The sequence below is a fragment of the Lentzea pudingi genome, assembly GCF_014646255.1.
GTDB classification, from domain to species: domain Bacteria; phylum Actinomycetota; class Actinomycetes; order Mycobacteriales; family Pseudonocardiaceae; genus Lentzea; species Lentzea pudingi.
This window is the reverse complement of record NZ_BMNC01000005.1, coordinates 277224-303184: the sequence shown is the minus strand read 5'-3', so window position 1 is coordinate 303184 and position 25961 is coordinate 277224. Positions and strand designations below refer to the sequence as shown.

Annotated in this window: 23 protein-coding genes; 17 read left to right on the top strand and 6 right to left on the bottom strand. The window is 69.3% G+C overall.

Going from position 1 to position 25961, the window contains the following annotated elements:
* The first annotated feature begins 26 nt into the window (after positions 1–26).
* The gene (pdxR, locus tag IEY88_RS20330; RefSeq protein WP_189156359.1) at positions 27–1364 is read left to right on the top strand and encodes a MocR-like pyridoxine biosynthesis transcription factor PdxR; all 1338 of its coding nucleotides are present in this window, start codon (positions 27–29) and stop codon (positions 1362–1364) included.
* Here the strand turns inward: pdxR and IEY88_RS20325 are convergent.
* The 4 genes from IEY88_RS20325 to IEY88_RS20310 all read right to left on the bottom strand — a co-directional run bounded on the left by IEY88_RS20325 (position 1347) and on the right by IEY88_RS20310 (position 7160).
* Entirely contained in the window at positions 1347–2870 is a 1524-nt protein-coding gene (locus IEY88_RS20325) for a serine hydrolase domain-containing protein (protein WP_189156358.1), read from the bottom strand. The genes pdxR and IEY88_RS20325 overlap by 18 nt on opposite strands.
* Before the next feature lie 7 nt (positions 2871–2877).
* Positions 2878–4083 (bottom strand): exo-beta-N-acetylmuramidase NamZ family protein, encoded by a 1206-nt coding sequence (locus IEY88_RS20320; RefSeq protein ID WP_189156687.1) that lies wholly within the window; start codon positions 4081–4083, stop codon positions 2878–2880.
* Positions 4080–5735, bottom strand: coding sequence for a glycoside hydrolase family 3 protein (locus tag IEY88_RS20315; RefSeq protein WP_229693619.1), 1656 nt, complete (start codon positions 5733–5735; stop codon positions 4080–4082). The genes IEY88_RS20320 and IEY88_RS20315 overlap by 4 nt, the downstream gene beginning before the upstream one ends.
* A gap of 630 nt (positions 5736–6365) precedes the next feature.
* Positions 6366–7160 carry an HAD-IB family hydrolase gene (locus IEY88_RS20310; RefSeq protein ID WP_189156356.1) on the bottom strand — a complete coding sequence of 265 codons (795 nt, stop codon included), beginning with the start codon at positions 7158–7160 and terminating at the stop codon, positions 6366–6368.
* A 459-nt stretch (positions 7161–7619) separates the two neighbouring features.
* Here IEY88_RS20310 and ssd point away from each other — a divergent pair, with 459 nt between their 5' ends.
* The 9 genes from ssd (at position 7620) to IEY88_RS20265 (ending at position 13852) form a co-directional block, all read left to right on the top strand.
* A complete protein-coding gene (ssd, locus tag IEY88_RS20305) occupies positions 7620–8654 on the top strand; it encodes a septum site-determining protein Ssd (protein ID WP_189156355.1) in 1035 nt (344 codons plus the stop codon).
* A complete protein-coding gene (locus tag IEY88_RS20300; protein WP_189156354.1) occupies positions 8651–8845 on the top strand; it encodes a hypothetical protein in 195 nt (64 codons plus the stop codon). The genes ssd and IEY88_RS20300 overlap by 4 nt, the downstream gene beginning before the upstream one ends.
* 894 nt (positions 8846–9739) lie before the next feature.
* On the top strand, positions 9740–10843 hold the full coding sequence (locus tag IEY88_RS20295) for a TadA family conjugal transfer-associated ATPase (RefSeq protein WP_189156353.1): 1104 nt from the start codon (positions 9740–9742) through the stop codon (positions 10841–10843).
* The gene (locus tag IEY88_RS20290; RefSeq protein ID WP_229693573.1) at positions 10837–11607 is read left to right on the top strand and encodes a type II secretion system F family protein; all 771 of its coding nucleotides are present in this window, start codon (positions 10837–10839) and stop codon (positions 11605–11607) included. Before IEY88_RS20295 ends, IEY88_RS20290 begins: the two co-directional genes overlap by 7 nt.
* The gene (locus tag IEY88_RS20285) at positions 11604–12131 is read left to right on the top strand and encodes a type II secretion system F family protein (protein ID WP_189156352.1); all 528 of its coding nucleotides are present in this window, start codon (positions 11604–11606) and stop codon (positions 12129–12131) included. Before IEY88_RS20290 ends, IEY88_RS20285 begins: the two co-directional genes overlap by 4 nt.
* A 9-nt stretch (positions 12132–12140) precedes the next feature.
* On the top strand, positions 12141–12302 hold the full coding sequence (locus IEY88_RS20280; RefSeq protein WP_189156351.1) for a DUF4244 domain-containing protein: 162 nt from the start codon (positions 12141–12143) through the stop codon (positions 12300–12302).
* Positions 12303–12312: 10 nt separating this feature from the next.
* On the top strand, positions 12313–12612 hold the full coding sequence (locus IEY88_RS20275) for a TadE family type IV pilus minor pilin (protein WP_189156350.1): 300 nt from the start codon (positions 12313–12315) through the stop codon (positions 12610–12612).
* Entirely contained in the window at positions 12609–13034 is a 426-nt protein-coding gene (locus IEY88_RS20270; protein ID WP_189156349.1) for an Rv3654c family TadE-like protein, read from the top strand. The genes IEY88_RS20275 and IEY88_RS20270 overlap by 4 nt, the downstream gene beginning before the upstream one ends.
* A gap of 197 nt (positions 13035–13231) precedes the next feature.
* Positions 13232–13852 carry a bifunctional DNA primase/polymerase gene (locus IEY88_RS20265; RefSeq protein ID WP_189156348.1) on the top strand — a complete coding sequence of 207 codons (621 nt, stop codon included), beginning with the start codon at positions 13232–13234 and terminating at the stop codon, positions 13850–13852.
* Between the two features lie 440 nt (positions 13853–14292).
* Here IEY88_RS20265 and IEY88_RS20260 read toward each other — a convergent pair whose 3' ends face one another.
* Together IEY88_RS20260 and sftH are read right to left on the bottom strand one after the other, a co-directional pair.
* Complete coding sequence (locus IEY88_RS20260) at positions 14293–15063, bottom strand: aminoglycoside adenylyltransferase domain-containing protein (RefSeq protein ID WP_189156347.1); 771 nt, start codon at positions 15061–15063, stop codon at positions 14293–14295.
* Between the two features lie 248 nt (positions 15064–15311).
* Positions 15312–17654, bottom strand: a complete 2343-nt coding sequence (sftH, locus tag IEY88_RS20255; RefSeq protein WP_189156346.1) for a DEAD/DEAH box helicase — start codon at positions 17652–17654, stop codon at positions 15312–15314.
* A gap of 171 nt (positions 17655–17825) precedes the next feature.
* Here sftH and IEY88_RS20250 point away from each other — a divergent pair, with 171 nt between their 5' ends.
* The 7 genes from IEY88_RS20250 to IEY88_RS20220 all read left to right on the top strand — a co-directional run bounded on the left by IEY88_RS20250 (position 17826) and on the right by IEY88_RS20220 (position 25943).
* Positions 17826–20126, top strand: coding sequence for a sodium-translocating pyrophosphatase (locus IEY88_RS20250; RefSeq protein ID WP_189156345.1), 2301 nt, complete (start codon positions 17826–17828; stop codon positions 20124–20126).
* Positions 20127–20191: 65 nt separating this feature from the next.
* Positions 20192–20764 (top strand): hypothetical protein, encoded by a 573-nt coding sequence (locus tag IEY88_RS20245; RefSeq protein ID WP_189156344.1) that lies wholly within the window; start codon positions 20192–20194, stop codon positions 20762–20764.
* Between the two features lie 29 nt (positions 20765–20793).
* On the top strand, positions 20794–21357 hold the full coding sequence (locus IEY88_RS20240; RefSeq protein ID WP_189156343.1) for a hypothetical protein: 564 nt from the start codon (positions 20794–20796) through the stop codon (positions 21355–21357).
* 41 nt (positions 21358–21398) lie between these two features.
* Positions 21399–21962, top strand: a complete 564-nt coding sequence (locus IEY88_RS20235) for a hypothetical protein (RefSeq protein ID WP_189156342.1) — start codon at positions 21399–21401, stop codon at positions 21960–21962.
* Positions 21963–22027: 65 nt separating this feature from the next.
* Positions 22028–22600 carry a hypothetical protein gene (locus IEY88_RS20230; protein ID WP_229693572.1) on the top strand — a complete coding sequence of 191 codons (573 nt, stop codon included), beginning with the start codon at positions 22028–22030 and terminating at the stop codon, positions 22598–22600.
* 141 nt (positions 22601–22741) lie between these two features.
* Positions 22742–25507, top strand: coding sequence for a type I DNA topoisomerase (gene topA, locus IEY88_RS20225; RefSeq protein ID WP_229693571.1), 2766 nt, complete (start codon positions 22742–22744; stop codon positions 25505–25507).
* Positions 25508–25517: 10 nt separating this feature from the next.
* Positions 25518–25943 carry a hypothetical protein gene (locus IEY88_RS20220; protein WP_189156339.1) on the top strand — a complete coding sequence of 142 codons (426 nt, stop codon included), beginning with the start codon at positions 25518–25520 and terminating at the stop codon, positions 25941–25943.
* Positions 25944–25961: the final 18 nt, after the last annotated feature.

Sequence of the window (25961 nt, the reverse complement as noted above, 5' to 3'; positions counted from 1 at the left end):
GGCCCGAGGCATGGTGCAATCTTCACGTGGAATCGTGGGCCAATCTCGACTTCCACCTGGACCTGTCCGGTCCCGGTGGCCTGCGGCACAGGTTGACGGCGTCGCTGCGCGAGGCGGTCCGGTCGGCCCGGCTGCCTCCGGGAACCCGGCTGCCGGCCTCGCGGTCGCTCGCTCTCGACCTGGGGATCGCGCGGAACACCGTGGCCGAGGCGTACGCGGAACTCGTGGCCGAAGGGTGGCTGACCGCGCGCCAGGGCTCGGGGACCGTTGTCGCCCAACGGATCGCACCACCGCAGCCGGTGAAGCGCTCGGTGCCCGGCGCGGACGTGCGGTTCGACCTGAGGGTGAGCACGCCGGACGTCACCGAGTTCCCGCGCGCCGAGTGGATCCGCTCGACGCGGCGGGCGCTGACGGCGGCGCCCTCCGAGGCGTTCGGGCCGGGGGACCCGCAGGGGCGGATCGAGCTGCGGACGGCGCTGGCCGAGTACCTGGCGCGGGCACGGGGTGTGCGGGCCGATCTCGAACGGATCGTGGTGTGTTCGGGCTTCGGCGGTGCTGTGCAGATGTTCGACCGGCTGCTTCAGCCGCCTGTGGTCGTCGAGGAGTACGGGCTCGCCTTCCACCGGTCGTTGTGGACGTCGACGGTGCCGTTGGCGGTGGACGACCACGGCGCGAACACCGAGCAGTTGCCTGACGACCTGCGTGCCTGCGTGCTAACGCCCGCGCACCAGTTCCCGTTGGGCGGTCCCTTGCACCCTCGTCGGCGCGCATCGGCTGTGGAATGGGCACGGCGTGTGGGCGGTCTTGTGCTGGAAGACGACTACGACGGCGAGTTCCGCTACGACCGGCAGCCCGTCGGCGCGGTGCAGGGGCTGGACCCGGAACACGTCGTGTACCTGGGCACGTCCAGCAAGGCGTTGTCACCGGCGTTGCGGATCGCGTGGATGGTGCTGCCGGACCGGTTCGTGGATCCGATCCTCGAGCTGAAGACCGGCCGTGAGCAGCACATCAGCATGCTCGACCAGCTGACGTTGGCCGACTTCCTGGAGGCCGGGTCGTACGACAGCCATGTGCGGCGGATGCGGCTCAAGTACCAACGGCGGCGCGACCGGCTCGTGGAGGCTGTTTCGCCGTACGCGTCCGTGTCCGGCATCGCGGCCGGGATGCACGCGGTGCTGGACACGCCTCATGAAACCGCGATCGTCGAGACCGCGCGTGAACGCGGGATCGAGGTCAGCCCTCTCTCGTGGTTCCGGCACGAGCAGAGCGACGACGACCGCACGGGGATCGTGGTGAGCTTCGGAGCGCCCGCGTTTCCACGAGCGCTGCCGTTGTTCACCGAAGTGCTAGCGGCGTGCCACTGACCAGCCTTCGGCCGTGACGTCGCCGCGTGCGTGCACGTAGACGCCGCGGCCGTTGTACTGGCCGGCCTTGGCGTAGACGAACCTGCTCTTCACGGATTCCGTTGGCACCCAACGACGTCCGGTCGTCGTGATGGTGCGGGCGTCCTGCCAGTCCGTGCCGTTCCAGTGCTGGATCGTGAGCTTGTCGCCCTTGTCGACGTCGACGAAGACCTCGACCGGGCGTTCCGCGGTGAGGGTGCCGCCGGAAGTCGTTGCCCGCCACTGCTTTCCGTGCGACTTCACCGCGAGTGCGTTGGCGAGGCCGTCGGCTGCCACGCGGCGGGCCGGGTTGACGCTGCCCCAGTCACGGCTCGGGTGCACGCGGTTGGTCAGCAGGATCGCGATCGAGCGCGACGCCTTGTCGATCACGAACGACGTGCCGGTGTAGCCCGTGTGACCTGCGGTTCCCGGGCCGCTCAGGCCGCCCATGTACCAGCGCTGGTCGAGCTCGAAGCCGAGGCCGTGGGCGTTGTCCGGGAACTGCTGGTTGAAGTTCGTGAGCATCAGCTCGACCGAGTGCTCGGTCAGGATGCGGCGGCCTCCGTACGTGCCGCCGTTGAGGATCGTCTGGCCGAGGACGGCGAGATCCTTGGCCGTGCCGAAAACACCGGCGTGGCCTGCTACTCCTCCGAGGGACCACGCGTTCTCGTCATGCACCTCGCCACGGACTATGCCGCGCGGTGGTGCCGTCTGGAACTCCGTTGCGGCCGTGCGGTCCTTGGCCGTCGGGTTGTAGCCGGTGTCCTTCATGTCGAGCGGCTTGGTGATGCCGTCCCTGACCGCCTGGTCGAGCTTCTTGCCGCTGACCTTGAAAACCAGCTCGCCGAGCGTGATCAGGTTCAGGTCCGAGTAGAGGTACGTGGTGCCGGGGGTGGACTTCGGCTTCACGTCCATCACGGCTTTGATGCGTGACGGGGCGTCGGGGTACCTCTGCCACAACGGGATGAACGGTTCGAGGCCGCTCGTGTGTGTGAGCAGCTGCTTGACGGTGATGTTCTCCTTGCCGTTCACGCCGAACTCGGGCAGGTAGGTGGCGACGCGTTCGTCGATGTTCACGCGGCCCTGCTCGACCTGCTGGATCACCGCGATCGACGTGAAGAGCTTGGAGATGGAGGCGAAGTCGAAGATCGTGTCCTTCTTCATCGGGACGCGTTCTTCTTCTGGCAACTGGGTTTGCTGGTCCTGGTAGAGGACTGCGTAGCCCGTGCGGTCGTGCGTGACGATCTTGCCGTCGTGCACGTACATCGTGACGGCGCCGGCGTACAGCGGCTTGCCGTTGGCCTGGGGTTTTGTGAAGTCGCGGAGCTGGCGCAGGGCCGTGTTGATCGGCTCCGGGTCGAGACCGGCCCAGAACGGGTTCGACTGGCGCAGCGTCGTCCACTGCTGTGCGAAACCGTCCTGGGGCTGGTCGAAGTGGCCGGGGACCGCCGTCGTCACGAGTGCGACGGCCAGGGCAGGGATGAGCATGGCGTCCTCACCGGTAGCGCAGGTAGGGCAGGCGGGTGCGGCGGAACTGCTGGAGCTCCTGGTGCCACGCGCCGGTGACCTCGTCCAGGGGAGCCTGGGCGTCGATCATCCTCCGCAGCCGGTCGGAGCCGCTGAGCTTGTCGATCCAGTTGTCGGGACGCCACGCGAACACGCCGGGGTACAACGACTTCGCGGTGATCAGCATGGCCACGGCGGCCCTGATGGCGTCGAACCTCCGCGGGTCGGTGACGTGCAGGGTGACACCGCCGCAGGACTTGCCCTGGAACTTGTTGAACGTCGGCGAGAAGTAGGTCTCGCGGAACCGGACGCCTTGCAGGCTCAGGGCGTTCAGCGCTTCGGCCCAGCGCCAGTCGATGCCCGGCGCACCCACCGTTTCGAACGGGCGGGTGGTGCCGCGGCCCTCGGACAGGACCGTGCCCTCGAACAGGCACGTGCCGGGGTAGACGAGCGCGGTGTCCTGGGTGGGCATGTTCGGGCTCGGCGGGACCCACGGCAGGCCCGTGTCGAGCTGGTTCCTGCGCCAGTGCCGGACGTTGACCACTTCGAGCTTCGTCTTGAGGTCGAACTCGCCCACGAAGAAGCGAGCCAGTTCGCCGACCGTCATGCCGTGTTGCTGCACGATCGGTTTCAGGCCCACGAAGGTCGCGTGGGCCGGGTCGAGCTGCGGGCCGTTCGCGCTGCCGCCGATGGGGTTCGGGCGGTCGAGGACCATGAAGTCCAGGCCCTCGGCCGCTTCCATCGCCTGGTACAGCGACCAGATGTAGGTGTAGAAGCGTGCGCCCACGTCGGCGATGTCGAACACGACCGTGTCGACGCCCGCCTTCGTGAACATCTGCTTGATCTTCGCGGGACTGGCTTGGTACGTGTCGTACACCGGGATACCGGTGCGCGGGTCCGCGTAGTCGCCCTCGGAGCCGCCGGCCTGTGCCGTGCCGCGGAAGCCGTGTTCCGGTCCGAACACGGCTGCCGGCTTGGCGTCGTGGGCGACCATCGAGTCGACGACGTGCGTCTGGTCCTTGAGGATGCCCGTCGGGTTCGTCAGCACGCCGACCTTGCGACCCTTGAGCTTGCGCCAGCCGTCCTGTGCGAGCTGTTCGGCCGCCGTGGCGAGCTTCGGGGTCGCGCCGGCCGTGCCTGCGCCGATGAGGGGGACGGACAGGGCGCCTGCCGCGAGGAAGCTCCGCCTTCTCACCAGGTCACCCCGTGTCCGAACGGGTAGGGGGTCGGGCCCGGTACGTCGACCGGCAGCTTGCCCTGCGGCTTCACCTCGCCCAGCAGGACCCTGGCCAGCGCCTCCATCGAGACCGTGGTCGTCGAATAGGTGGCGAGCCACGTCTTGGCGTTGCTGTGGGCGACGTCGTACGGGTTGCCGGTGGCGGCCGCGACGACGGGCTTGCCGGTGGCGGCGAGCTGGTTGACCAGGTCGACCTGGGCCGGCCTGGTGCTCGCGTTGTTCGTCAGCACGACGATCTTGTCCGCGTTCGCCGCCGCGGCCACGGCCTGCTGGATCTGGCCGGCCGTGGGGCTCGTCGAGGTGACGAACTTGGTGCCCTTGAGCCTGGTGGCGAGGGCGCTCGTGGTCGCGTCGCTGGTGCCGACGACCAGGGGAGCGGTGGCGTTGAGCGGGAGCGCCTGGCCGTCGTTGCGGACGACGGTGATGGTGCGGTCGGCGATCTTCTGCGCCGCCTCGGTGTTGGAGCCGACGACCTGGTCGACTTTGTTCTCGTCGACGTCGGCGGTGAGCATGACGCCGCGCAGGAGCTTCATCTTGAGGATGCGCAGGACGCTCTGGTCGATGCGCTGCTCGGTGATCTCACCGCTGCGGACGGCCTTGACGACGCTGTCGATCGCGGCGCCGAGGTTCGGCGGCATCAGCAGCTGGTCGACGCCCGCCTTGATGGCCAGCACCGGGATCTCGGCGTCGGAGTGCAGCTTGCGGACGCCCTCCATCTCCAGCGAGTCGGTGACGACCACGCCGTCGTACTTCAGCTCGTCGCGCAGCAGACCGGTGATGATCTTCGGGCTGAGCGTGGCCGGCTCGCCTGACGGGTCGATCTGCGGCACCTGGATGTGCGCGGTCATGATCGAGTCGATCTTGGCGGCGATGGCGGCGGAGAACGGCGGCGCGTCGATCTGCCGCCACTGGTCGAGGCTGCGGTTCGAGACCGGCAAGGCGGTGTGGCTGTCCTCGGACGTGTCGCCGTGGCCGGGGAAGTGCTTGGCGGTCGAGGTCACCGAGGTCATGTCGAACCAGCGGCGGCCCTCGTAGCCCCGGACCTGGGCGGCGACCATGTCGGCGGCGAGCTTCGGGTCGCTGCTGAAGCTGCGCACCCCGATGATCGGGTTCGCCGGGTTGGAGTTGACGTCGGCGTCCGGCGCGAAGTTCTGGTTGATGCCCATCGCGCGCAGTTCCGAGCCCGTGATGCGCGCGGCCTCCTCGGCGTCCCGGGTGCTCCTGCCCGCGCCGAGGGCCATGTTGCCCGGCAGCTGGGTGGCCGGCGGGCCGATCCGCGTGACGACGCCCATCTCCTGGTCGATCGAGATGAGCAGCGGGACCTTGCTGGCCTTCTGCAGGCCGTTGGAGAGCCGCGCGATCTGCTTGGGCGTGTCGATGTTGTCGCGGCTCGAGTTGTTGAAGTAGATGACGCCGCCGGGCTGGTACTTGCGCACCATGTCCGCGGCCGTCGCCACTCCGAAGTCGGGCTGGTTCTTGGGGTGCGGGACGTCGGCGGCCTGGCCGTTGACGTACGTGACGAAGAGCTGGCCGACCTTCTGTTCCAGCGACATCCCGCGGAGCGTGGTCACCGAGGCGTCCGCTCTCGCCACCGGCGTGAGGGCGACCATGGCAGTGACCAGCGTCAACGCGGCGATTTTCCGCACTTGGAAGTGCCTCCCGGTGATGATCCCACAGATAACTGGCGTATTTCGCAAGTTACCCACGACCGTGGGGTGGGTCAACGGGTGGCCATTGTGCCGTTCGGAGGGTTTTCACTGAAACATGCAGAACGGGGCACCCCCGAAAGGGTGCCCCGTCCTCAGCGCGGGCTTGCGAGTTACCAAGCGTGCAACTCCAGTCGTACAACCCTGGCCTCGGCGTCCGGCGTCCCGGTACGCAGGCCCTAGACGACAAGCCTCCCGCGGCGTGCTGCGCGTGGGTACTCGAAGTCCGCGCACGGAGCTTGGCCGGGGTGGATCCTGACTTCTCTTCGTCTGGTCCCTGGCCGACCCGAGGTCCGCACCACCTATTTAAGTGCGTGGGCCCGGTCACAGCAAGGGCTCGGACGGGTGCACCGTTCAAGCCACGTTCAGTAGTGAAAGTCTTGGCGTTTCTGGATTTGTGAGGCCGTATTCGCGTTCGGGTACCGCCGTGCGGGCGGTGCCGTGCACTCACCGGGGCACCACGTGCGCGGGGCGTTGCCGCTACTCGCCGGTACCCCTCACTTCTCGGTGCTTCGAGCCCGCAGGGGCTTGACTTCAGCCGTTGTTCCGCTTGCGGCGCAGGCCGTACCAGGCCGCTCCGGCCGCCGCGACGGCACCGAGGCTGATGGCCGTGACCGCGACCGCCCTGCCCGAGGGGGTGGGGATGCGTCCGCGCAGGCTCACCGGGTCGACGAACTGCTGGATCGGCCAGTCCTTCTCGGCGGCGATGCGGCGCAGGCCCCGGTCCGGGTTCACGACCGTCGGGTGGCCGACGACCTCGAGCATCGGCAGGTCCGTGACGCTGTCCGAGTAGGCATAGCTCTTCGCGAGGTCGTAGCCGTGCTCGGCGGCGAGCTGCTTGATCATGACCGCCTTGTTGTCGGCGGCGCAGTAGAAGTCGACGGCGCCAGTGTAGCGGCCGTCCTGGATCACCATCTTCGTGCCGACGCTGTGGTCCGCCCCGATCATCTGGGCGATGGGGGCGACGAGTTCCTCGCCGGACGCGCTGACGATGACGACGTCGTGGCCCTCCGCCTTGTGGTCGGCGATCAACTGCGTCGCTTCTTTGTAGACGAGCGGGTCGACGATGTCGTGCAGCGTCTCGCTGACGATGCTGCGGATCTGCTCGACGTCCCAACCGGCGGCCAGCGCCGTGATGTGCGCGCGCATGCGGTCCATCTGATCCGCGTCCGCGCCGGCGAGCATGAACACGAACTGCGCATATGCGCTCTTCAGGACCGCGCGGCGGTTGATCAGCCCCTCCTGGAAGAAGGGTCGGCTGAACGCCAGCGTGCTCGACTTCGCGATCACGGTCTTGTCGAGGTCGAAGAAGGCGGCGATCCGGCTCATGTACTTCAGCTTAGGTGTACTCGTCAGTAGGCCGTTCGGGCGGCATTTCGTTCGTGTACGAAACCCTTGTGCGCCACGGTTACGGAAACTTGGCGTGCGGCTGTTGCGGAAGTTGCGCGCGGCACTGGCGCATGGGGATACAGTAGGAGAGTCCGGTTCGACGGACGGGTTCAGTCCGACCCCCCGGGACTGAACCATTGACGACCCCCGTCCCTCCCCCCTGGCGGGGGTCGTCCCATATCCAGACCCCGTTTCCTCGTGGGTGCGACTGGACCTCTCCCGCTTTTCTTCGCCTTGGGCTTCGTGCCGTGCGCCCAACCCTCCAGCGTCGCACACGGCCCCGACACTTCCGGTCTCCCAAGGCTTCCAAGATCGCGACTTGTCCACAGCCGCCGGTTTGTCCACATGTGGATCTTCACCCCGTTGTGTCGTTCATCACGACCCGCCACCGTCGATCCCATGACCCACCCCATCGCCCTGCTCACGGACCAGGACCTCCTCGACGAGGTCCTCCGGGTGGCCGCCGCGGCCGACTGCCCGCTCTCCTGCGCACCCGACGTCACCTCGCTGCGCTCGCAGTGGCACACGGCCCCGTTGGTCCTCCTCGACCCGGCAGCGGTCTCGGCCTGCCTGGACGCGGGCCTCCCCCGCCGCACGGGCGTCCTGGTGGTCCACGGAGGTGACCCGCCCTGGGCCCCGGCCGTGGCCCTGGGAGCAGACGGCGTCCTGGAACTCCCGGTGGAGGGCCGCTCCCTCGTGACGGCCCTGACCGACCTGGGCGAGGGCCCACCGTCGGACCGCGGCAGGGTCGTGTCGTTCATCGGCGGCCGAGGAGGCGCGGGAGCCTCGACCCTGGCCATAGCCTGCGGCCGCGAGGCGGTGGCCCTGGGCGGCGAGGCGATGCTCGTCGACTGCGACCCGCTGGGCGGCGGCATAGACCTGGCCCTGGGCACCGAGTCCGACCAGGGCGCCCGCTGGCCGGGAGTGCACGCCACCGGCGGCAGGGTCCCGATGTCAGCGCTGCGCGCAGCCCTCCCCACCTCGGGCAACCTGAGCGTCCTCGCCTGCGACCGCGCAGCCCCGGACCCGGACCCGGCAGCCGTGGCAGCAGTCCTCGACGCGGGCCGCCGAGCAGGCTGCACGGTGATCTGCGACCTCCCGCGCTTCCCGACGGCCTCGGCCTCAGCAGCCCTGGACCGCACAGACCTGACAGTCCTCGTGGTCCCGGCCGAGGTGCGAGCCACAGCGGCAGCCAGCCGAGTGGCCACCCACCTCCTGACCAACGGCCGCAACCTCCGCCTGGTGGTCCGAGGCCCGTCCCCTGGCAACCTCCAGCCGTCCGAGATGGCCGAGGTGATCGGCGTCCCCCTGCTCACCTCGATGCGCCCGGAACCGGGCCTGGCCGAAGTGCTCGAACGGGGCCGCTTTCCCCGCAACCCGAAGGGCCCCCTCGCCACCGCGGCCCGAGCGGTGCTGAAGGAGCTCCGCCCATGACCGCACCGCCCATCGACCTCGACGAGTCCGACTACCTCGCGCACTTCCTGTCCGACACCGAGCCCGAGCCGGACTACGTCGGGTGCGGTTGCGTGCCGGTGTTCAGCAGGGCAGAGGTCCCGCACCCCGGCCCGGCTTCCCTCCTGGCCCCCGCCACGAGATCCCTTCGCGCACAAGGACGTCAGCCGTGATCCTCCTCCGCATCCTCGGCCGGATGCTGCGCAACCTCGTCGTCTACGGCCGCCTCTACCCACCCCGCTACGTCTTCAAGAAGGAGGAGCCGAAGTGAACCGCTTCGTCATCTGGTGCCAGGAAACCTGGCTCCGCCTCACGGGCCGCGAGATCACCTACGGCCGCCACGCCCGCCGCCCGGAGGCAGCGACCTGACCTCCGCGCCCCCTCGCCCACGTCGTTCGAAGCTTCCACCGTGACGGCACCTCGCCTCTGACGTGACGACGCCCAAGCCCTTCACCGCGCCGCCACCCAGCCCACTTGTGCCGTGCCTCGGCTCGCTCGTGCCGTGCGCCCGGTTCGCTGGTGCCGTGCCTCGGCTCGCTCGTACCGCCGCCCAGCCCACTTGTGCCGTGCCTTGGCCCACTTGTGCTGCCACCCAGCCCGCTCGTTGCCTTGCCCCAACCCACTCGTCCCGCGCCCGGTTCACTTGTGCGGCTCAGCCCACCTGGGCAGCCGCCCAGCTGGCTCGTGCCCTACCCCAGCCACTCGTGTCTTAGCTCGCTTGTGCCGCCGCTCGGCCCGTTCGTGCCGTGCCTCGGCCGACTCGTGCCGCTGCTCAGCTCGCTCGTGCCATGCCCTGGCTCACTTGTGTCGCCGCCCGGTCCGCTCGTGCCGTGCCTCGGCCCACTTGTGCCGCCCAGCCCACCCAAGCCAGCCGCCCAGCCCACCCAGGCCAGCCGCCCAGCCCACCCAGGCAGCCGCCCAGCCCACTTGCGCCGCCCAGCCCTCCCCAGCAGCCGCCAGCCGGCTCGCGCCCCTGCCCCCGGCCCACTCGTGCCGTCCCCAGGAGGAAACCCCGTGACCACCCCACCTCCCGCACCTCCACGCACCAAGCCCGCGAGGTGCGTGACATGACCTCCGCCCTCATAGACCGGGTCCGCCACCGCCTGGCCGGCACCGACATGGAGATGACCGCGGCCGTGGTGGCCCACGCGGTCCGCTCCGAAGCAGGCGGCGTCCTAGCCGACTCCGACGTCCTCGAAGCACTCCAGGTGCTCCGCCAGGAGTTCAGCGGCGCCGGCCCCCTCGACCCGCTGCTCGACGACCCCGGCACCACCGACGTCCTCGTCACCGCGCCGGACCAGGTGTGGGTCGACGGCACGTCGGGCCTGCGCCGCACCGGCATCACCTTTGCCGACGAGGACGCGGTCCGGCGTCTCGCACAACGGCTGGCGGTAGCGGCGGGGCGGCGGCTCGACGACGCATCCCCGTGTGTCGACGGGTGGTTACCGGGGAGCGGGGTGCGGCTGCACGCGGTGTTGCCGCCCATCGCGGACCGCACCTGCCTGTCGCTGCGCGTCCTCAGGCCCGCGACGCACGATCTCGAGGCGCTGCAGGGACTCGGCACGTTCGACGCCGAGATCGCGCACGCTCTGAAGGCGATCATCAGGCAGCGCCTGGCGTTCCTGGTGATCGGCGGGACCGGGTCGGGCAAGACGTCGTTGTTGTCGGCGTTGCTGGGCTGTGTGTCGCCGACGGAACGCATCGTGTGCGTCGAGGATGCGAGCGAGCTGAACCCCGACCATCCGCAGTTCGTGCGGCTCACCGCGCGGCCGGCGAACGTCGAGGGGGCAGGCGAGGTCACCACCCGGCAGCTGGTGCGGGAGGCCCTGCGGATGCGGCCCGACCGGATCGTGGTCGGCGAGGTGCGCGGCGCCGAGGTGCGGGAGTTGCTCACCTCGTTGAACACCGGGCACGAAGGTGGTGCCGGGACGTTGCACGCCAACTCTCCGGCGGAGGTGCCCGCGCGGCTCGAGGCGCTGGGGGCGCTGGGCGGGCTTTCGCCGCAGGCGTTGCGCAGTCAGGTCTCGGCGGCGGTGCGGGTCTTGTTGCACATGCGCCGGGACAGCAACACCAGATATCTCAACGAGATCGGCGTGTTCGGGCCGGAGCTGGAGGTTCGTCCTGCCTGGACGAGAGAGCGCGGGTGGCTGGCGAAGGAGTTGCTGTGCTGAGCCTTTTGCTGCTGGCGACGGCGCTGCTCGTCTGGCCACAACTCAAGCCGATCCGAAGACTCAGGCCGCGGAACAAGCGAGAAATCGTTGTGCCGCAGTACGTCTGGCTCGCGGCGGCGGCGACCTGCACCTACCTCGTGGCAGGTGTGGGCGGACTGATCGCCGGAGCGGTGCTCACGGCGACCGGCCGGAGAATCCTCAAGCGGCACAGGCGAAGCAAAGCGATCAGCCAGGCGACGGAAGCGTTGAGCAGCGGGCTCGGCGGTGTGATCGACGAACTCCGAGCGGGTGCGCACCCGGCGCAGGCGGCGGAAGGAGCGGCGGAGGACACCCCGGCGCCGGCGAAGGAGGTGCTGCGAGCGGCGGCGGCCGCGTCGAGGCTGGGCGGTGACGTGGAGCGGACGTTGCGGGAGATGAAGCAGCCGTTGCTCGGCAAGGCCACCGATCAGCTGGCCAGGGCGTGGCACGTGTCGGCGAAGCACGGTGTGGCGTTGGCGGACGTTCTGGACGCCACCAAGCGCGATCTCGATCAACGGGCCGCGTTCGCGCGGCAGGTGCACGCGCGGATGGCCGGGCCGCGGGCCAGCGCGATGGTGCTGGCGGTGCTGCCGGTCCTCGGCGTGTTGCTGGGCGAGTTCAGCGGTGCCAGGCCGTTCCACGTCCTCACGAGCACCGGGGCGGGGCAGTTCCTCCTGGTACTGGGCGCGGTGCTCGCGGCAGCCGGAGTGTGGTGGACGCAGCGGATCACGGAGGTCGAGCCGTGACGTTCCTCCTGCTCGCGCTGGCGGTGCTCATCGCGCCGGCACCACGACGATCGATCGATCGATTCAAGCCCAGAGCCCACGACCCGCCGCGGAACGAGAAGAAGCCGGACGGTCCGTTCGAACGGGCGGCGTCCTGGGACCTGCTGGCCGCCTGCCTGAAAGCCGGGTTGCCGGTGCCCACCGCGATCCAGGCGGTCGGGATGAGGGAGCTCAGCCAGGTCGCGGAGTTGCTCAAGCTCGGCGCGGACCCCGTCACGGCGTGGGCGTCCGCACTCGACAGTCCGGAGACGGCCCTGCTGGCCAGGGCCGCGCGGCGAACGGCGCGGTCCGGTGCGGCGCTGGCCCGGCAGACCGCCGAACTCGCCGAGCGGACCAGGGCCGCCGCGAGTGACGACGCGGAGGCCAGGGCGCAGAAGGCCGCGGTCGCGGTGGCCGCACCGCTCGCACTGTGTTTCCTGCCCGCCTTCCTGTGCCTCGGCGTCGCGCCTGTGGTGCTGGGGCTGGCCGGCCAATTCCTCAGATAGGAGAAGCAGATGGAACTGCTGCAGGACGACAGCGGGATGAGCACGGTGGAGTACGCGATCGGGACGTTGGCGGCAGCCGCGCTCGGTGGCCTGCTGTACGTGCTCGTCACCAGCGATTTCATGGAGAAGCTGATGGAAGGGGTCATACAGCGTGCGCTGTCGTCGGTCTGACGACCGGGGCATGGTCACGGTCGAGGCGGCGATCGTCGTGTCCGCGTTGCTGGTGGTCATGTGGTTGGGGGCCAACGGGCTGACGGCGGTCACCGAGCAGATGCGTTGCGCGGACGCGGCGAGAGAGGCAGCGCGGCTCACGGCACGCGGTGAACGGCAGCGCGGGGAAGAGGCCGTCGGGCGAATCGTGGGCGCTGCCAACGTTGTGATCAACGAACAAGCTGACGCCGTCGAGGTCGTGGTCGGCAAACGCGGGCCGTTGGGCTTACCGCTCAGCGCACGGGCGTTCGCCGTACCGGAGCCGCGATGAACGGCGAACGGTCCGGTTGCGACCGGGGTTCGGCTGCGGTGAGCGGTGTGGTGGTCATGTTGTCGCTGATCATCGTCGTGGTGGCCGGTGCGCACGTCGGTTCGGTGGTCGTCGCGCGGCACCAGGTGACCGGTGCGGCCGATTTGGCGGCGCTGGCCGCGGCCGCTCGTCTCGTCGATGGCGCAGAAAGTGCTTGTGAGCAGGCGAAACTCGTGGCATCGGAAAACCGGGCCGAGCTGACGAGCTGCGCGGTGAGCGGATGGGAGGTGGTGGTGGAGGTGTCGGCGGTTACGCCGTTCGGCCCGGTGAACGCACGCGCCAGGGCAGGTCCGGCTGAAGATCGTGCCGTTTGGAGCACGACGAGCGGTCGGCTCACAGCGGTGAGCGGACTCACACTCCCGCCTGGACATGCTGAACGGTGATCGAACCAAACGCGCGGAGTTCAGTTGCTCGGTCTGGCAAAGGACGTTCGCCGTTCCGTAGCTACCAGTTGTCGAGCGGGGGTTACGGAGGCAGGTGCCGGTGTCGTTAGTTGTAGTGGCGGCACCGACGCGGTGTCCCTACGAACACCGGCACCACGTTGATGTCGAGTCAGAGCCTGGGAAGAAGGCGACGGAAGATGGATTGGTCGGACAGCTGGCGCGGGGCCTTCCGCATCGAACTGCGTGCCGAGGCGATCAGCCTCGCGTTCCGCGGTTGGCCCGTACTGCCCGGCACGTTCCCGGCCGGTTCTGAGAACGGCGTGACGAAGTGGGCGGGCCGCAGCGGCCTCGAGCAGCACGGCCCGATCCCGGTGCACCGCGACTGGGTGGACCGCATCGGGACCCGTCCCGAGCAGGTCGCCACGTGGTGGGCAGGCGCGTCCTACAGCCTCCTCGTCGCCACCGGTCACGTGGTGGACGCGATCGAGGTCGGCACCGGCCTCGGCCGCCGCGCGGCCGTCGCACTGCGGCAGATCGGTGTTCCCGTGCCGATCGCCGCGACCCCGTCCGGCCGCTGGATGTTCCTCGTGAAGTCCGGCTCGACGCTCAACACCGAGCTGGCCGGCAACCCGGACGTGCACCTGTACGGCAAGGGCGAGTACATCCCGCTGCCCCCCACCACCATGGCGCACGGTGTCGTGCATTGGCGGGTCAAGCCGCAGGTCTGCGGCTGGAACCTGCCGGACGCGCACGTCGTGCAGGACGCACTCGTCGCGGCCGTGCACGCCCCGGCGAGCTACCAGCTCGAAACCGTCTGACACAACTACAAGCCCGGCCGTGTTGGGTGTCGTCGTGGACTCTCCCCGACAACCCCGAAGGCGATGCCCTGCACGGCCGTTCCACCAAGCCCGGTCCGATGATCGGCCTCCGCACCCCGCACGTCGGGGGCCGGCAGAGGAACGGGCGAAAAGCCGAACACGCACCCCGAAGGACAGCCTCCCGCACCAGTGACCGGACCGAGGGACGTTAGTGGCAGAGCACCCGCTCTGCCGCGGTCGGTGAAGCCGGCTCCTCCCCGGAGTTCGTCAGCAGACAGTCGACACCGTCGCCTCCCGCGTGTCCTGTCGAGACGAACGAACCAGATTCCACCGATGTTCCAAGGGATCCGGTCACGAAGCGGTAGCAGGCGGGAACACAGTGTTCGGCACGTGGAGAGCGCGGCGGGGGTACCCGTGAGCCCCCGCCGCGCCCACGAAAGTCAGTGGAGACCCTCCGCGTAGGCGGCGAAAGCCAGGGTCTCCTCCATGGATCCGGGCCGTGGAACCGCATCGGCGTCCCAGCCGAGGTCCCGGTCCCGCAGGACCTGCTCGATCAGCGGGTGCCACCGCTGATCGAGCATTTTCTTCGCCCACACCAGGGCGCCGCGCTTGGACTCCACCTCTCCCGTGTGGATGGTGTAGAGCGTGCGGCAGTAGGCCGAGACGATGTAGCGCTGTGTCCACGCGTTGCCCACCGGCGCCCACTCACGGATGCCGTCGAGCACGTGCGGCAACTCGGCCAGCATCGACGAGCGCAGCACGGACGCCGGCACCTCGTCGACGAGCGACGTGATCGGCGGACCGTCCAGCACGATGCCGTGGTGGCGCAGAATCCAGCGGGCGTGCGGGCTGTTGCAGTGCAGATCCCACACCAGGGTCCGCGTGCCGTGGTCGTTGAACAGCCACGGAACCCCGAGACCCGCCACTGAACGCAGCGACCCCACGTCCGCGTATGAGCCCTCGATCTCGGTTGACCAGCGGCCGGGACGGGTCGGGACCTCGTCGTGCAACCGCCGCAACCCGGCCTCACGATCACCGGACGGCAGCTCGGTGCAGGCGACGATGAAGTCGCAGTCGCTGTGGACGTCACCGGCACCCAGGGCGAACGAACCCTGGAGGTAGGTGCCGACGTAGGTGGGGCCGAGGATCTCGCGCTGGGCCGAGACGAGGTCGGTGAGCAGTGCGTCGAGGTCGGAAAAGGGTGTGAACAAGGCAGACTCCAATGGACCCGTGGCCGATGAGGGGATGACGGGCGCGGCGGAGTGATCAGACCAGCCGCGCGCGAGGGCACGACGGGCTCAGGCCCGGTCGCGCGATGGCGCGACAGGCGCAAGCCTCGCCGTGCGCGGTGGCACGACGGGCGTCCCGCTCAACCGCGCCTAGGCGCGACGGGTCCGGTCGGTGGAGTTGCAGCCGCATGCGTTCACCCCGCCACCGTAACCAGAACCAGCCCAGGCAGTCAGGCGATTTTGCCCAGCACCACGTCCAGCACCAGCACGGCACCGGCCTTGTCCAGCGGATCGTTGCCGTTGCCGCACTTGGGCGACTGCACGCACGACGGGCAGCCCATCGGGCACGAACAGGCGGTGATCGCCGCGCGTGTCGCCGAGAGCCACGCCCGCAACGCCGAGTGGCCCCGGTCGGCGAAGCCCGCGCCGCCGGGGTGGCCGTCGTGCACGAAGACCGTCGGCATTCCCGTGTCCGGGTGTGCGGCCGTCGACACGCCGCCGATGTCCCACCTGTCGCACGTCGCGAACAGCGGTAGCAGGCCGATCGCCGCGTGTTCGGCCGCGTGCAGGGCGCCGGGGATGCGTTTGGCCTCCACGCCTGCGGCGAGCAGCAGCGACTCGTCGACCGAGTACCAGACCGCTCGGGTTTGCAGCGTCTGTTCTGGCAGGTCGAGCGGGATCTGGTCGAGCACCACGCCGGAGGGCAGGCGGCGCAGGTAGCCGACGACCTGGGTCGTCACCTCCACCTCGCCCAGCGACACGGACACGCCGCCGAAGTCGGTGCGTTCCACCTCGCGGACCACGGTGATGTCGACGCAGTCGCGCGGTTGCGTGGTCCACTCCGGGTCTTCGCGGTGCACCATCGCGAGGCCGCTGTCCAGGTCGAGCTCGTCGACGACGTAGGAACGACCTTGGTGCAGGTACACGGCGCCGGGGTGCACCTGCCAGCACGCGGAGCCGGGGTCGACCGTGCCGAGCATGCGGCCCGAGTCCGCCTCCACGACGGCCACCTGCTCGCCGCCGGAGCCGCGGATGTCCACACCGGCGTGCGGCCGGTCGTGCGAGGCCCAGTACCACCCGGCAGGGCGTTTGCGCAGCAGTTTCTCCGCCACGAGGTCGGCCAGGACGGCCTCCGCGAGAGGGCCGCCGAAGTCGTCGAGGCAGGCCGGTGTCAACGGCATCTCGGACGCCGCGCACGCCAGCTGCGGGCCCAGCACGTACGGGTTCAGCGGGTCCAGCACCGTCGCCTCGACCGGTCTGTCCAGCACCGCGGCCGGGTTGTGCACCAGGTACGTGTCCAACGGGTCGTCGCGGGCCACGAAGACGACCAGCGCGCTGTCCCCGGACCTGCCCGCACGGCCCGCCTGCTGCCAGAACGACGCCAGGGTGCCGGGGAAGCCGGCCACCACCACCGCGTCCAGGCCGGCGATGTCGACGCCGAGCTCCAGCGCGTTCGTGGTCGCGACGCCGAGCAGGTCGCCCGTGGACAGCGCCTTTTCGAGGGCCCGCCGTTCCTCCGGCAGGAACCCGCCCCGGTACGCGGCCACGCGGGGAGGCAACTCACTGTCCACTTCGGACAGGATCCGCTGGGTGCCCAGCGCCGTCAGCTCGGCTCCGCGGCGGGAGCGCACGAAGGCCAGCGACCGGGCGCCCTCGACGACGAGGTCGGCCAGGATCCGCGACGTCTCCGCGCCCGCCGAGCGCCGGACCGGTGCCCCGTTCTCACCCTCCAGAGAGGTCAGTGGGGGTTCCCACAACGCGACCGTGCGCGACGCACGCGGTGAAAAGTCGTCCACGACAGCGGAAACGGGAACGCCGAGCAATCGCTGGGCGGACCCGGAAGGATCAGCCACAGTGGCCGATGCCAAAACGAAGATCGGATTCGCGCCGTATTTGCGCGCGACCCTTCGCAGGCGTCGCATCAACAACGCCACGTGCGAACCGAAAACACCGCGGTAGGAATGGCACTCGTCGATCACCACGTACTTCAGCCGCCGGAAGAACCGCAGCCATTTCGGGTGCTGCGGAAGGATTCCGCGGTGCAGCATGTCCGGATTGGTGAAGACCCAGTTCGCGTGGGCCTTGACCCAGTCGCGTTCGGCCATCGGGGTGTCGCCGTCGTAGGCCGACGCGCGCACCCCCTTGATCCCCAGCTCCTCGAGCGACCGGAGCTGGTCCGCCCCAAGGGCTTTGGTCGGTGACAGGTAGAGCGCGGTGGCCTTCGTGTCCGCCAAAAGAGTGGAAAGCACGGGCAACTGGTAGGCAAGTGACTTGCCCGACGCCGTGCCCGTCGCGAGGACCACGTGCTGCCCCGACCACGCCAGCGACGCGGCCTCGGCCTGGTGCCGCCACGGCTCGCGCACGCCGGTCTCCACGAACGCCTCGACGACCGCCGGAGCCGTCCACGCAGGCCAGTCCACGTGATCTGCCTGCCGCAACGGCAGATCACGTGCGTGCGTGAGGGGTGACTCCCCGGCGGGCACACCCGCCAGCACGCGGTCCAGCAGCCGCCGTCCCTGATCCACCACGGACCCGAGCTTCGCATACACCACCGACAGTCCCGGCTGGGCCATGCTCGACTTCCTGCGCAGATAACGGTGTGTGCACGGATCGGGACGTTTCGTTGCCTCGTTGCAACCAACCCCTAGACTCCCCGCTCATCGCATCCAATGAGGGATGCGTCACGTCGCGCTGGGCGGCTGGTCTGCCTTGGCGCTGCACATGGCAACTCACCAGGAGGACGGATGTCCCGGCATTTCCTCGCGGAGGGCCTCGAGCTCTCCGGGGGTGATCGCGGCGTCGTAGCCGTGGTCGCCGTGGTCGCCCTGGCTGCTCTCGCCGTCGGGTACGTGCTGCTCAAGGAGGTGCTGGCCGCGGGCCAGGGCACCCCCAAGATGCAGGACATCGCCAAGGCGGTTCAGGAGGGCGCAGCGGCCTACCTCAACCGGCAGTTCCGCACGCTCGGCATCTTTGTCGTGATCGTGTTCGTTCTGCTGTTCGCGCTACCGGCAGATGATTTGGCCGAACGAATCGGCCGATCTTTGTTCTTCATCGTCGGTGCCGTGTTCTCGGCGACCATCGGCTACCTGGGCATGTGGTTGTCCACGCGCGCCAACGTGCGTGTCGCCGCCGCCGCGAACGAAGAAGGCGGTCGCGAAAAGGCGACGCGCATCGCGTTCCGCACCGGCGGTGTGGTCGGCATGATGACGGTCGGTCTCGGCCTCTTCGGCGCGGCGCTCGTCGTGCTCGTCTACGCCGGTCAGGCCCCGAAGGTCCTGGAGGGCTTCGGTTTCGGTGCCGCGCTGCTCGCGATGTTCATGCGCGTCGGCGGCGGCATCTTCACCAAGGCCGCGGACGTCGGCGCCGACCTGGTCGGCAAGGTCGAGCAGGGCATCCCGGAGGACGACCCCCGCAACGCCGCCACCATCGCGGACAACGTGGGCGACAACGTCGGTGACTGCGCCGGCATGGCCGCGGACCTCTTCGAGTCCTACGCCGTGACGCTCGTCGCGTCGCTGATCCTCGGTACCGCGGCGTTCGGTGTGCAGGGTCTGCTCTTCCCGCTGATCGTTCCCGCGATCGGTGTGCTGACCGCGGTCATCGGCGTCTACACGACCAAGGCGAAGGCGGGCGAGAACGGCCTCGCGGCCATCAACCGCGCCTTCTACATCTCCGCGGTCATCTCCGCGGTGCTGTGCACCATCGCCGCGTTCCTGTACCTGCCGAGCTCCTTCGCGGACCTCAACGGCATCAGCGACTCGGTCAAGTCCGACACCGGCAACCCGGCGCTCATCGCGTCCGTCGCGGTGATCATCGGCATCGTGCTGGCCGGCATCATCCTCTGGCTGACGGGCTACTACACCGGCACCGACCACAAGCCGGTCAAGGAGGTCGGTGAGACCTCGCGGACCGGTGCGGCCACGGTCATCCTGTCCGGCATCTCGGTCGGTTTCGAGTCGGCCGTCTACACCGCACTGGTCATCGGTGCCGCCGTCTACGGCGCGTTCCTGCTGTCCGGTTCGGTCGTCGTCTCCCTGTTCGCGATCGCGCTGGCCGGTTGTGGCCTTCTCACGACCGTCGGCGTCATCGTCGCGATGGACACCTTCGGCCCGGTCTCGGACAACGCGCAGGGCATCGCCGAGATGTCCGGTGACGTGCACGGCGAGGGCGCGCAGATCCTCACGGAGCTCGACGCGGTCGGCAACACCACCAAGGCCATCACCAAGGGCATCGCGATCGCGACGGCGGTTCTCGCCGCGACCGCGCTGTTCGGCTCCTACCAGGACGCCATCTCCCAGGCGCTGTCGAAGGCCGGGCAGACCGCTCTGGACTTCACGGACTTCGTCGTGTTCTCGCCGAACGTCCTGGTCGGCATCGTCATCGGTGCGGCCGTCGTCTTCATGTTCTCGGGTCTCGCGATCAACGCCGTGACGCGCGCGGCCGGTGCCATCGTGTTCGAGGTGCGCCGTCAGTTCCGCGAGAACCCCGGCATCATGGACTACTCGGTGAAGCCGGAGTACGGCCGTGTCGTCGACATCTGCACCAGGGACTCGCTGCGCGAGCTCGCGACCCCCGGTCTGATGGCCGTGCTCGCCCCGGTCGCCGTCGGCTTCGGCCTCGGCGTCGGCCCGCTGGCCGGTTACCTCGCCGGCGCGATCGCGACCGGCACGCTCATGGCGGTCTTCCTGGCCAACTCCGGTGGTGCCTGGGACAACGCCAAGAAGCTGGTCGAGGACGGCAACCACGGTGGCAAGGGTTCGGAGGCCCACGCCGCGACGGTCATCGGCGACACCGTCGGCGACCCGTTCAAGGACACCGCCGGTCCGGCCATCAACCCGCTGATCAAGGTCATGAACCTGGTCTCGGTGCTGATCGCGCCCGCCATCATCACCTTCTCCGTCGGTGACAGCGCGTCCGACCCGATCCGGATCGCGATCGCGGTGGTCGCGACCCTGATCATCGTCGGTGCGGTGGTCGTGTCCAAGCGCCGTGGCACGTCGATCACGGACACCCCCGCGGAGGCCATGAGCAACGGCGCCGCGTAGTTCGACAGCCCCGGTCGGGGTACGTTCGGGTCTCCCCCGACGTACCCCGACCGAGGAGTTCCGACATGAGGCGCAGCCTCGTCGCCACCGCCGCTGTAGCCGCCCTCGCGCTGGCCGGGTGCGCCATCGGCGGCAACTCCGGCACCTCACCGACGCCCACCAGCGGCGCGGCCGACGCCGCCGCCGTCTCCTACATGGACAAGGTGTGCGGCGCCGCCTCCGAGTTCGCCAAGATCGAGAAGACCGCACCCAAGGTCGACCCGGGCGACCCCGGCAAGCTCAAGGCCGAGATGGCCGCGTACATGGGCCAGCTCGCCGACGCGTTCACCAAGTCCGCGGAGGGCCTCAAGAACGTCGGCCCGTCGCCCGTCGCGGGCGGTGAGGCGGCCGTCAACAGGATGGCCGAGACGTTCACCTCGCTCGGCACCGTGTTCGCCGACGCCAAGACCAAGGTCGAGCAGGCGGACGCCAACAACGCCACCGGAGGCCTCCAGGCCGCCGGGGAGGCCATCGCCAAGCTCTCCGAGCTCGCCGACCCGCTGCGCGACCTCAAGGACGTCCCCGAGCTGCAGAAGGCCACGCAGTCCGCGCCGAAGTGCCAGGAGATGCAGCGCCTCAACGTCATGCCGACGAGCTGAGCGAGGCCGTCCGGAGTAGCTTCCGGCCCATGCGCCGCACTCTCATCGCAGTCATGACGAGCTGCCTGCTCGCGGTCACCGCGTGCAGCAGCGGAGGTTCACCCGCACCCGCACCCGCCGCCAGCGAGGCGGACGTGGTGGCGTGGATGGACAAGGTCTGCGGCGCCGTCGACGGCACCGTGAAGGCCATGTCGGACGAGCCGCCCATCGACATGACGGACCCGTCGAAGCTCAAGACGGGCCTGTCGGACTGGCTCGGTTCGAAGGTCAGCGCGGTCGACAGGTCGATCGCGGACCTGGAGGGGCTCGAGAACGGCCCCCACCCGAAGTCGAAGGAGCTGGCCACCGCCGCGCGGGACGGCATGGGTCAGATCAGGACCCTGCTCGCGGACACCAGGTCGAAACTGGACTCGTCCACCGACTCGACCCAGGTCGTCACCGCCTTCACCGAGATGGTCGGGAAGGCGGGCGAACTGGAGAAGGCGGGCGCCGGCGTGCAGAGGAAGTTCGACGAGACGGGCCTCGCGGGAGCGGCGCAGAAGGCGTCGAACTGCAAGGGCCTCTCGGCGCCCGCGACGGCGCCGACGACCTGACCGGGTGAACCTCGCCGGCCGGGGCGGGAGAAGATGACGTGGTGAGGTCACGTCTGCTCGCTGTCGCCCTGGCCGGTGCGGTCACCCTGCTGTCCGCCTGCGGGACGGAGGCGGACGAGCCGATCACCGACGCGCAGACCCGGTGGGTCGACGCGTTCTGCGGTGGACTCCTGCCGGGCATCGAAGCAGGCGTGGAGCTGCGGAAACTGGACCCGGCGAACGTCACCGAGGTCAAGGCCGCGTACCTGAGGCTGATCACGTCCAACGCCACCGCGTTCGCCGGTGCCGAGAAGAAGCTGAAGGAGCTCGGCGCGCCCGAATCAGAGCTTGAGGACGTGCACGAACGGCTGGTGAGGTTCGTCTCGGAGTCCTCGAAGTCGTACGGGGACGCCCAGGGTCCGGTCCAGGCCCTGGAACCGGACGCCCAGTTCCTGGAAGCCGCCGAGAAGGCGCTGGCCGACAAGAACGTCGTGAGCAGCCCGGAGGACCTCCGGGCGACCTTCCAGGAACTGCAGAAGCGACCGAAGTACTCCGACGCCCTGGGCAGGTCGAAGCCGTGCTCGGAGATCAGGTCGAAGGGCCAGGGGATCGGCCAGCCGCAGTAGCTCGACTGGCGTAGTCACAGGCGCACCACTGGTCACAGTCGAACGTGTGTTCTACCCTGTTGGCCGTGGTTGGGCAGCTGTCCTTCTTCTCGGCCGAGGCGCGCAGCCCGGCCAAGGCGGACCTCGCCGGCTTCCTCTGCGGGCCGGGTCAGGCCGTCAGCTTCGCGCGCGGTACAGCCGCCCGCGTGTACACCGAGCTGCGCGACGACTGGCGGCTGCGTCCCCTCAAGCAGGCCTGCGCCGAGCGCGGCGTCACCACCGAGCTGTGCGTCAACGAGGCCGGAACGCACTTCGTCCGCACGCCGTTCCGCACCGATCTCACCCCTCTGGCCGCCCGCTGGCTGGACGGATCCGCCAAGAGGGTGCCGGCGGACTTCGAGCTGAACGGAGCAGTGCTGCGCGTCTGGGCGCTCGCCGCGGGCAGCTGGATGGAGTCCGCCTACCTGCTCGGTTTGGACCCCAACGCACCGCAGACACACCTGCCGTTGCAAAATGCGCTGCTCGCATCCGGACTTCCGTGCACCCTGGTAGGGGCACCGGCGTTGCGGGTGACGGGCCGGCGACGGCTCGCACGGCTCGCTGAGCTGGTCGGAAGCCCTCCTCAGGGAGTGGCGATGAGCACCTGGCCGGCGGCCTGAGCGGGCGGTCGGGCATGGTTGTGTCACCCTGTCTCGTCGTACGGGCGTTGCCGGGACATGACGGATGGGTGTGCTTTTCGGCCGACGCTGGGCAACACTGGCGGGCCTGGGAACCGGGTTTGGAAGAGAGCGGGACGGCGAGTGGCTGGATCGACACGGGCGAAGAAGAGCAGCGGAGGCGGGGGCAGCACCCGACGACTGGTGATCGTCGAGTCGCCCACGAAGGCGCGCAAGATCGCCTCATACCTCGGCGCCAACTTCGTCGTCGAGTCCTCCAGGGGACACATCCGGGACCTGCCGCGCGGTGCCGCCGACGTGCCCGCGAAGTTCAAGGGCCAGGCCTGGGCGAGGCTCGGCGTCGACGTCGACCACGACTTCGAGCCCCTCTACGTGGTCTCCGCAGACAAGAAGTCGCTGGTCACGGAGCTCAAGGAAGCCCTGAAGGACGTCGACGAGCTCTACCTCGCGACAGACGGTGACCGCGAGGGTGAGGCCATCGCCTGGCACCTCCTCGAGACGCTGAAGCCCAAGGTCCCGGTCCGCCGGATGGTGTTCCACGAGATCACCGAGTCCGCGATCCAGGCCGCCGCGGCCAACCCCCGCGACCTCGACCAGGACCTGGTCGACGCGCAGGAGACCCGCCGCATCCTCGACCGCCTCTACGGCTACGAGGTCAGCCCGGTCCTGTGGAAGAAGGTCATGCCGAAGCTCTCGGCGGGCCGCGTGCAGTCCGTGGCGACCCGTCTGGTCGTGGAGCGCGAACGCGAGCGGATGAAGTTCGTCTCCGCGAGCTACTGGGACATCTCCGCGCAGATGGACGCCGGTGAGCAGGCCACGCCGCGTCAGTTCGGCGCGCGTCTCGTGGCCGTCGACGGCACGCGTCTCGCGACGGGCCGCGACTTCGGCTCGGACGGCAAGCTGACCGGCAAGGCCGACGTCACCGTGCTGGACGAGGCGCAGGCCCGCGCCATCGCCGCCGGGCTGCAGAACGCGCCGGTCAAGGTCTCCTCGGTCGAGGAGAAGCCGTACACGCGCAAGCCGTACGCGCCGTTCATGACCTCGACGCTGCAGCAGGAGGCGGGCCGCAAGCTGCGGTTCTCGGCCGACCGCACGATGCGCACGGCGCAGAAGCTGTACGAGAACGGCTACATCACCTACATGCGCACCGACAGCACCACGCTGTCGGAGACGGCGATCAACGCGGCCCGCACGCAGGCCACGGACCTCTACGGCGCGCAGTTCGTCGCGGACAAGCCCCGCCAGTACACGCGCAAGGTCAAGAACGCGCAGGAGGCCCACGAGGCGATCAGGCCGGCCGGAGAGGTCTTCCGCACGCCTGGCCAGGTGGCCGCCGAGCTCGACTCGGACGAGTTCAAGCTCTACGAGATGGTCTGGCAGCGCACCATCGCGTCCCAGATGGCCGACGCGCGGGGCAACACGACCAGCATCCGCATCCAGGGCCGTGCGGGCACGGGCCAGGAGGTCACGTTCGCCGCGTCCGGCCGCACGATCACGTTCGCCGGCTTCCTCAAGGCCTACGTCGAGACCGTCGACGCCGAGGCCGGCGGCGAGTCGGACGACGCGGAGTCGCGCCTGCCGCTGCTGGTCAAGGACCAGGACCTGACGATCGCGGAGCTGTCCGCGGACGGCCACTCCACCTCGCCGCCCTCGCGCTACACCGAGCCGTCGCTGATCAAGACGATGGAGGAGCTCGGCATCGGCCGTCCCTCCACCTACTCGTCGATCATCAGCACCGTCCAGGACCGCGGCTACGTGTGGAAGAAGGGCGCGGCGCTGGTCCCGTCCTGGGTCGCGTTCGCCGTGGTCGGGCTGCTGGAGCAGCACTTCGGCCGCCTGGTCGACTACGACTTCACCGCGGCCCTCGAAGACGAGCTGGACGGCATCGCCGCAGGTCGTCAGGGCCGCACGAACTGGCTGTCCGGGTTCTACTTCGGCGGCAGCATCGGCCCGGACGGCTCGATCGGCCGGTCCGGCGGCTTGAAGAAGCTGGTCGGCACGGGTGTCGAGGACATCGACCCGCGTGAGGTCAACTCGATCCCGCTGTTCAGCGACGCCGAGGGCCGCACGGTCGTCGTGCGCGTCGGCCGCTTCGGCCCGTACCTCGAGCGCGAGGTCGACGGCACCGCGCAGCGCGCGAACGTGCAGGACGACCTGGCGCCGGACGAGCTGTCCGCGGAGATCGCCGAGAAGCTCTTCTCGACGCCGCAGGAGGGCCGTTCGCTCGGTACCGACCCGGTCTCGGGCAACGAGATCGTGGCCAAGGAAGGCCGCTTCGGCCCGTACGTGACCGAGGTCCTGCCCGAGCCCGCGGAGAACGGGGCGACGTCGAAGGCGAAGGCCCCGAAGCCGCGCACCGGCTCGCTGTTCAAGTCGATGTCGCTGGACACGATCACGATCGACGACGCGCTGAAGCTGCTCTCGCTGCCGCGCGTGGTCGGCAAGGACCCGGAGACGGGCGCCGAGATCACCGCGCAGAACGGTCGCTACGGCCCGTACCTGAAGAAGGGCACGGACTCGCGGTCGCTGGTCGACGAGGCCCAGATCTTCACGGTCACGCTCGAAGAGGCCCTCAAGATCTACGCGGAGCCGAAGAAGCGCGGACGTGCCGCCGCCGCACCGCCGTTGCGCGAGATGGGCAACGACCCGGTGTCCGGCAAGCCGATGGTGATCAAGGAGGGCCGCTTCGGCCCGTACGTCACCGACGGTGAGGCGAACGCGTCGCTGCGCAAGACCGACAGCGTCGAGTCGATCACCGACGAGCGCGCGGCAGAGCTGCTGGCCGAGAAGCGCGCCAAGGGGCCGGTCAAGAAGAAGGCTCCGGCCAAGAAGCCGGCGGCGGCGAAGAAGCCCGCGGCCAAGAAGGCTCCGGCCAAGTCGAAGAGCTGAACCCGAGGGGGTGGCGGTGCCGATCAACGAGTTCGGACCCGACGGGACTCAGGCCCCGCCGCCTCCCCGGCTGTTCCCCGACCCCGTCGCGGGGTTGGTGACGGCTGACAGCTTCGTCTCTCCTCAATGGACGTCTCTCAGCTCACGTGTGGTGGTGCCTACACCGCCCGAGCCCACCGAAGAGATACGTCAGGCGATCCACACCCAGATGCGGCGGGAGCAGCGGCGGCCGCGTGCCCAGGCACCGCGAGCACCTCACCAGTACGCTCCGCAGCAGTTCGCTCCGACGTACCAGATGTCTGCGCCGCAACAACAACAGCAACAGCAGCAACCCGCGCAGCAGACGAGTGGCGTGGCCGCGTTCGTCGGCTGCCTGCTCGTCATCGGGTTCTTCGTGCTGGTCCTCGTCGGCATCCTCGGAGCGATCTTCAGCTAGCCGTGCCCTGAGTCCGCA

Bases quoted from the DNA above. Each gene is read 5' to 3' on its own strand.
- IEY88_RS20325 (WP_189156358.1), bottom strand. From the start codon at position 2,870: ATGCTCATCCCTGCCCTGGCCGTCGCACTCGTGACGACGGCGGTCCCC.
- IEY88_RS20315 (WP_229693619.1), bottom strand. From the start codon at position 5,735: ATGGTCGCCCTCACGCCGGTGGCGAGAGCGGACGCCTCGGTGACCACG.
- IEY88_RS20310 (WP_189156356.1), bottom strand. From the start codon at position 7,160: ATGAGCCGGATCGCCGCCTTCTTCGACCTCGACAAGACCGTGATCGCG.
- ssd (WP_189156355.1), top strand. From the start codon at position 7,620: ATGACCCACCCCATCGCCCTGCTCACGGACCAGGACCTCCTCGACGAG.
- IEY88_RS20300 (WP_189156354.1), top strand. From the start codon at position 8,651: ATGACCGCACCGCCCATCGACCTCGACGAGTCCGACTACCTCGCGCAC.
- IEY88_RS20295 (WP_189156353.1), top strand. From the start codon at position 9,740: ATGACCTCCGCCCTCATAGACCGGGTCCGCCACCGCCTGGCCGGCACC.
- IEY88_RS20280 (WP_189156351.1), top strand. From the start codon at position 12,141: ATGGAACTGCTGCAGGACGACAGCGGGATGAGCACGGTGGAGTACGCG.
- IEY88_RS20275 (WP_189156350.1), top strand. From the start codon at position 12,313: ATGGTCACGGTCGAGGCGGCGATCGTCGTGTCCGCGTTGCTGGTGGTC.
- IEY88_RS20270 (WP_189156349.1), top strand. From the start codon at position 12,609: ATGAACGGCGAACGGTCCGGTTGCGACCGGGGTTCGGCTGCGGTGAGC.
- IEY88_RS20265 (WP_189156348.1), top strand. From the start codon at position 13,232: ATGGATTGGTCGGACAGCTGGCGCGGGGCCTTCCGCATCGAACTGCGT.
- sftH (WP_189156346.1), bottom strand. From the start codon at position 17,654: ATGGCCCAGCCGGGACTGTCGGTGGTGTATGCGAAGCTCGGGTCCGTG.
- IEY88_RS20250 (WP_189156345.1), top strand. From the start codon at position 17,826: ATGTCCCGGCATTTCCTCGCGGAGGGCCTCGAGCTCTCCGGGGGTGAT.
- IEY88_RS20245 (WP_189156344.1), top strand. From the start codon at position 20,192: ATGAGGCGCAGCCTCGTCGCCACCGCCGCTGTAGCCGCCCTCGCGCTG.
- IEY88_RS20240 (WP_189156343.1), top strand. From the start codon at position 20,794: ATGCGCCGCACTCTCATCGCAGTCATGACGAGCTGCCTGCTCGCGGTC.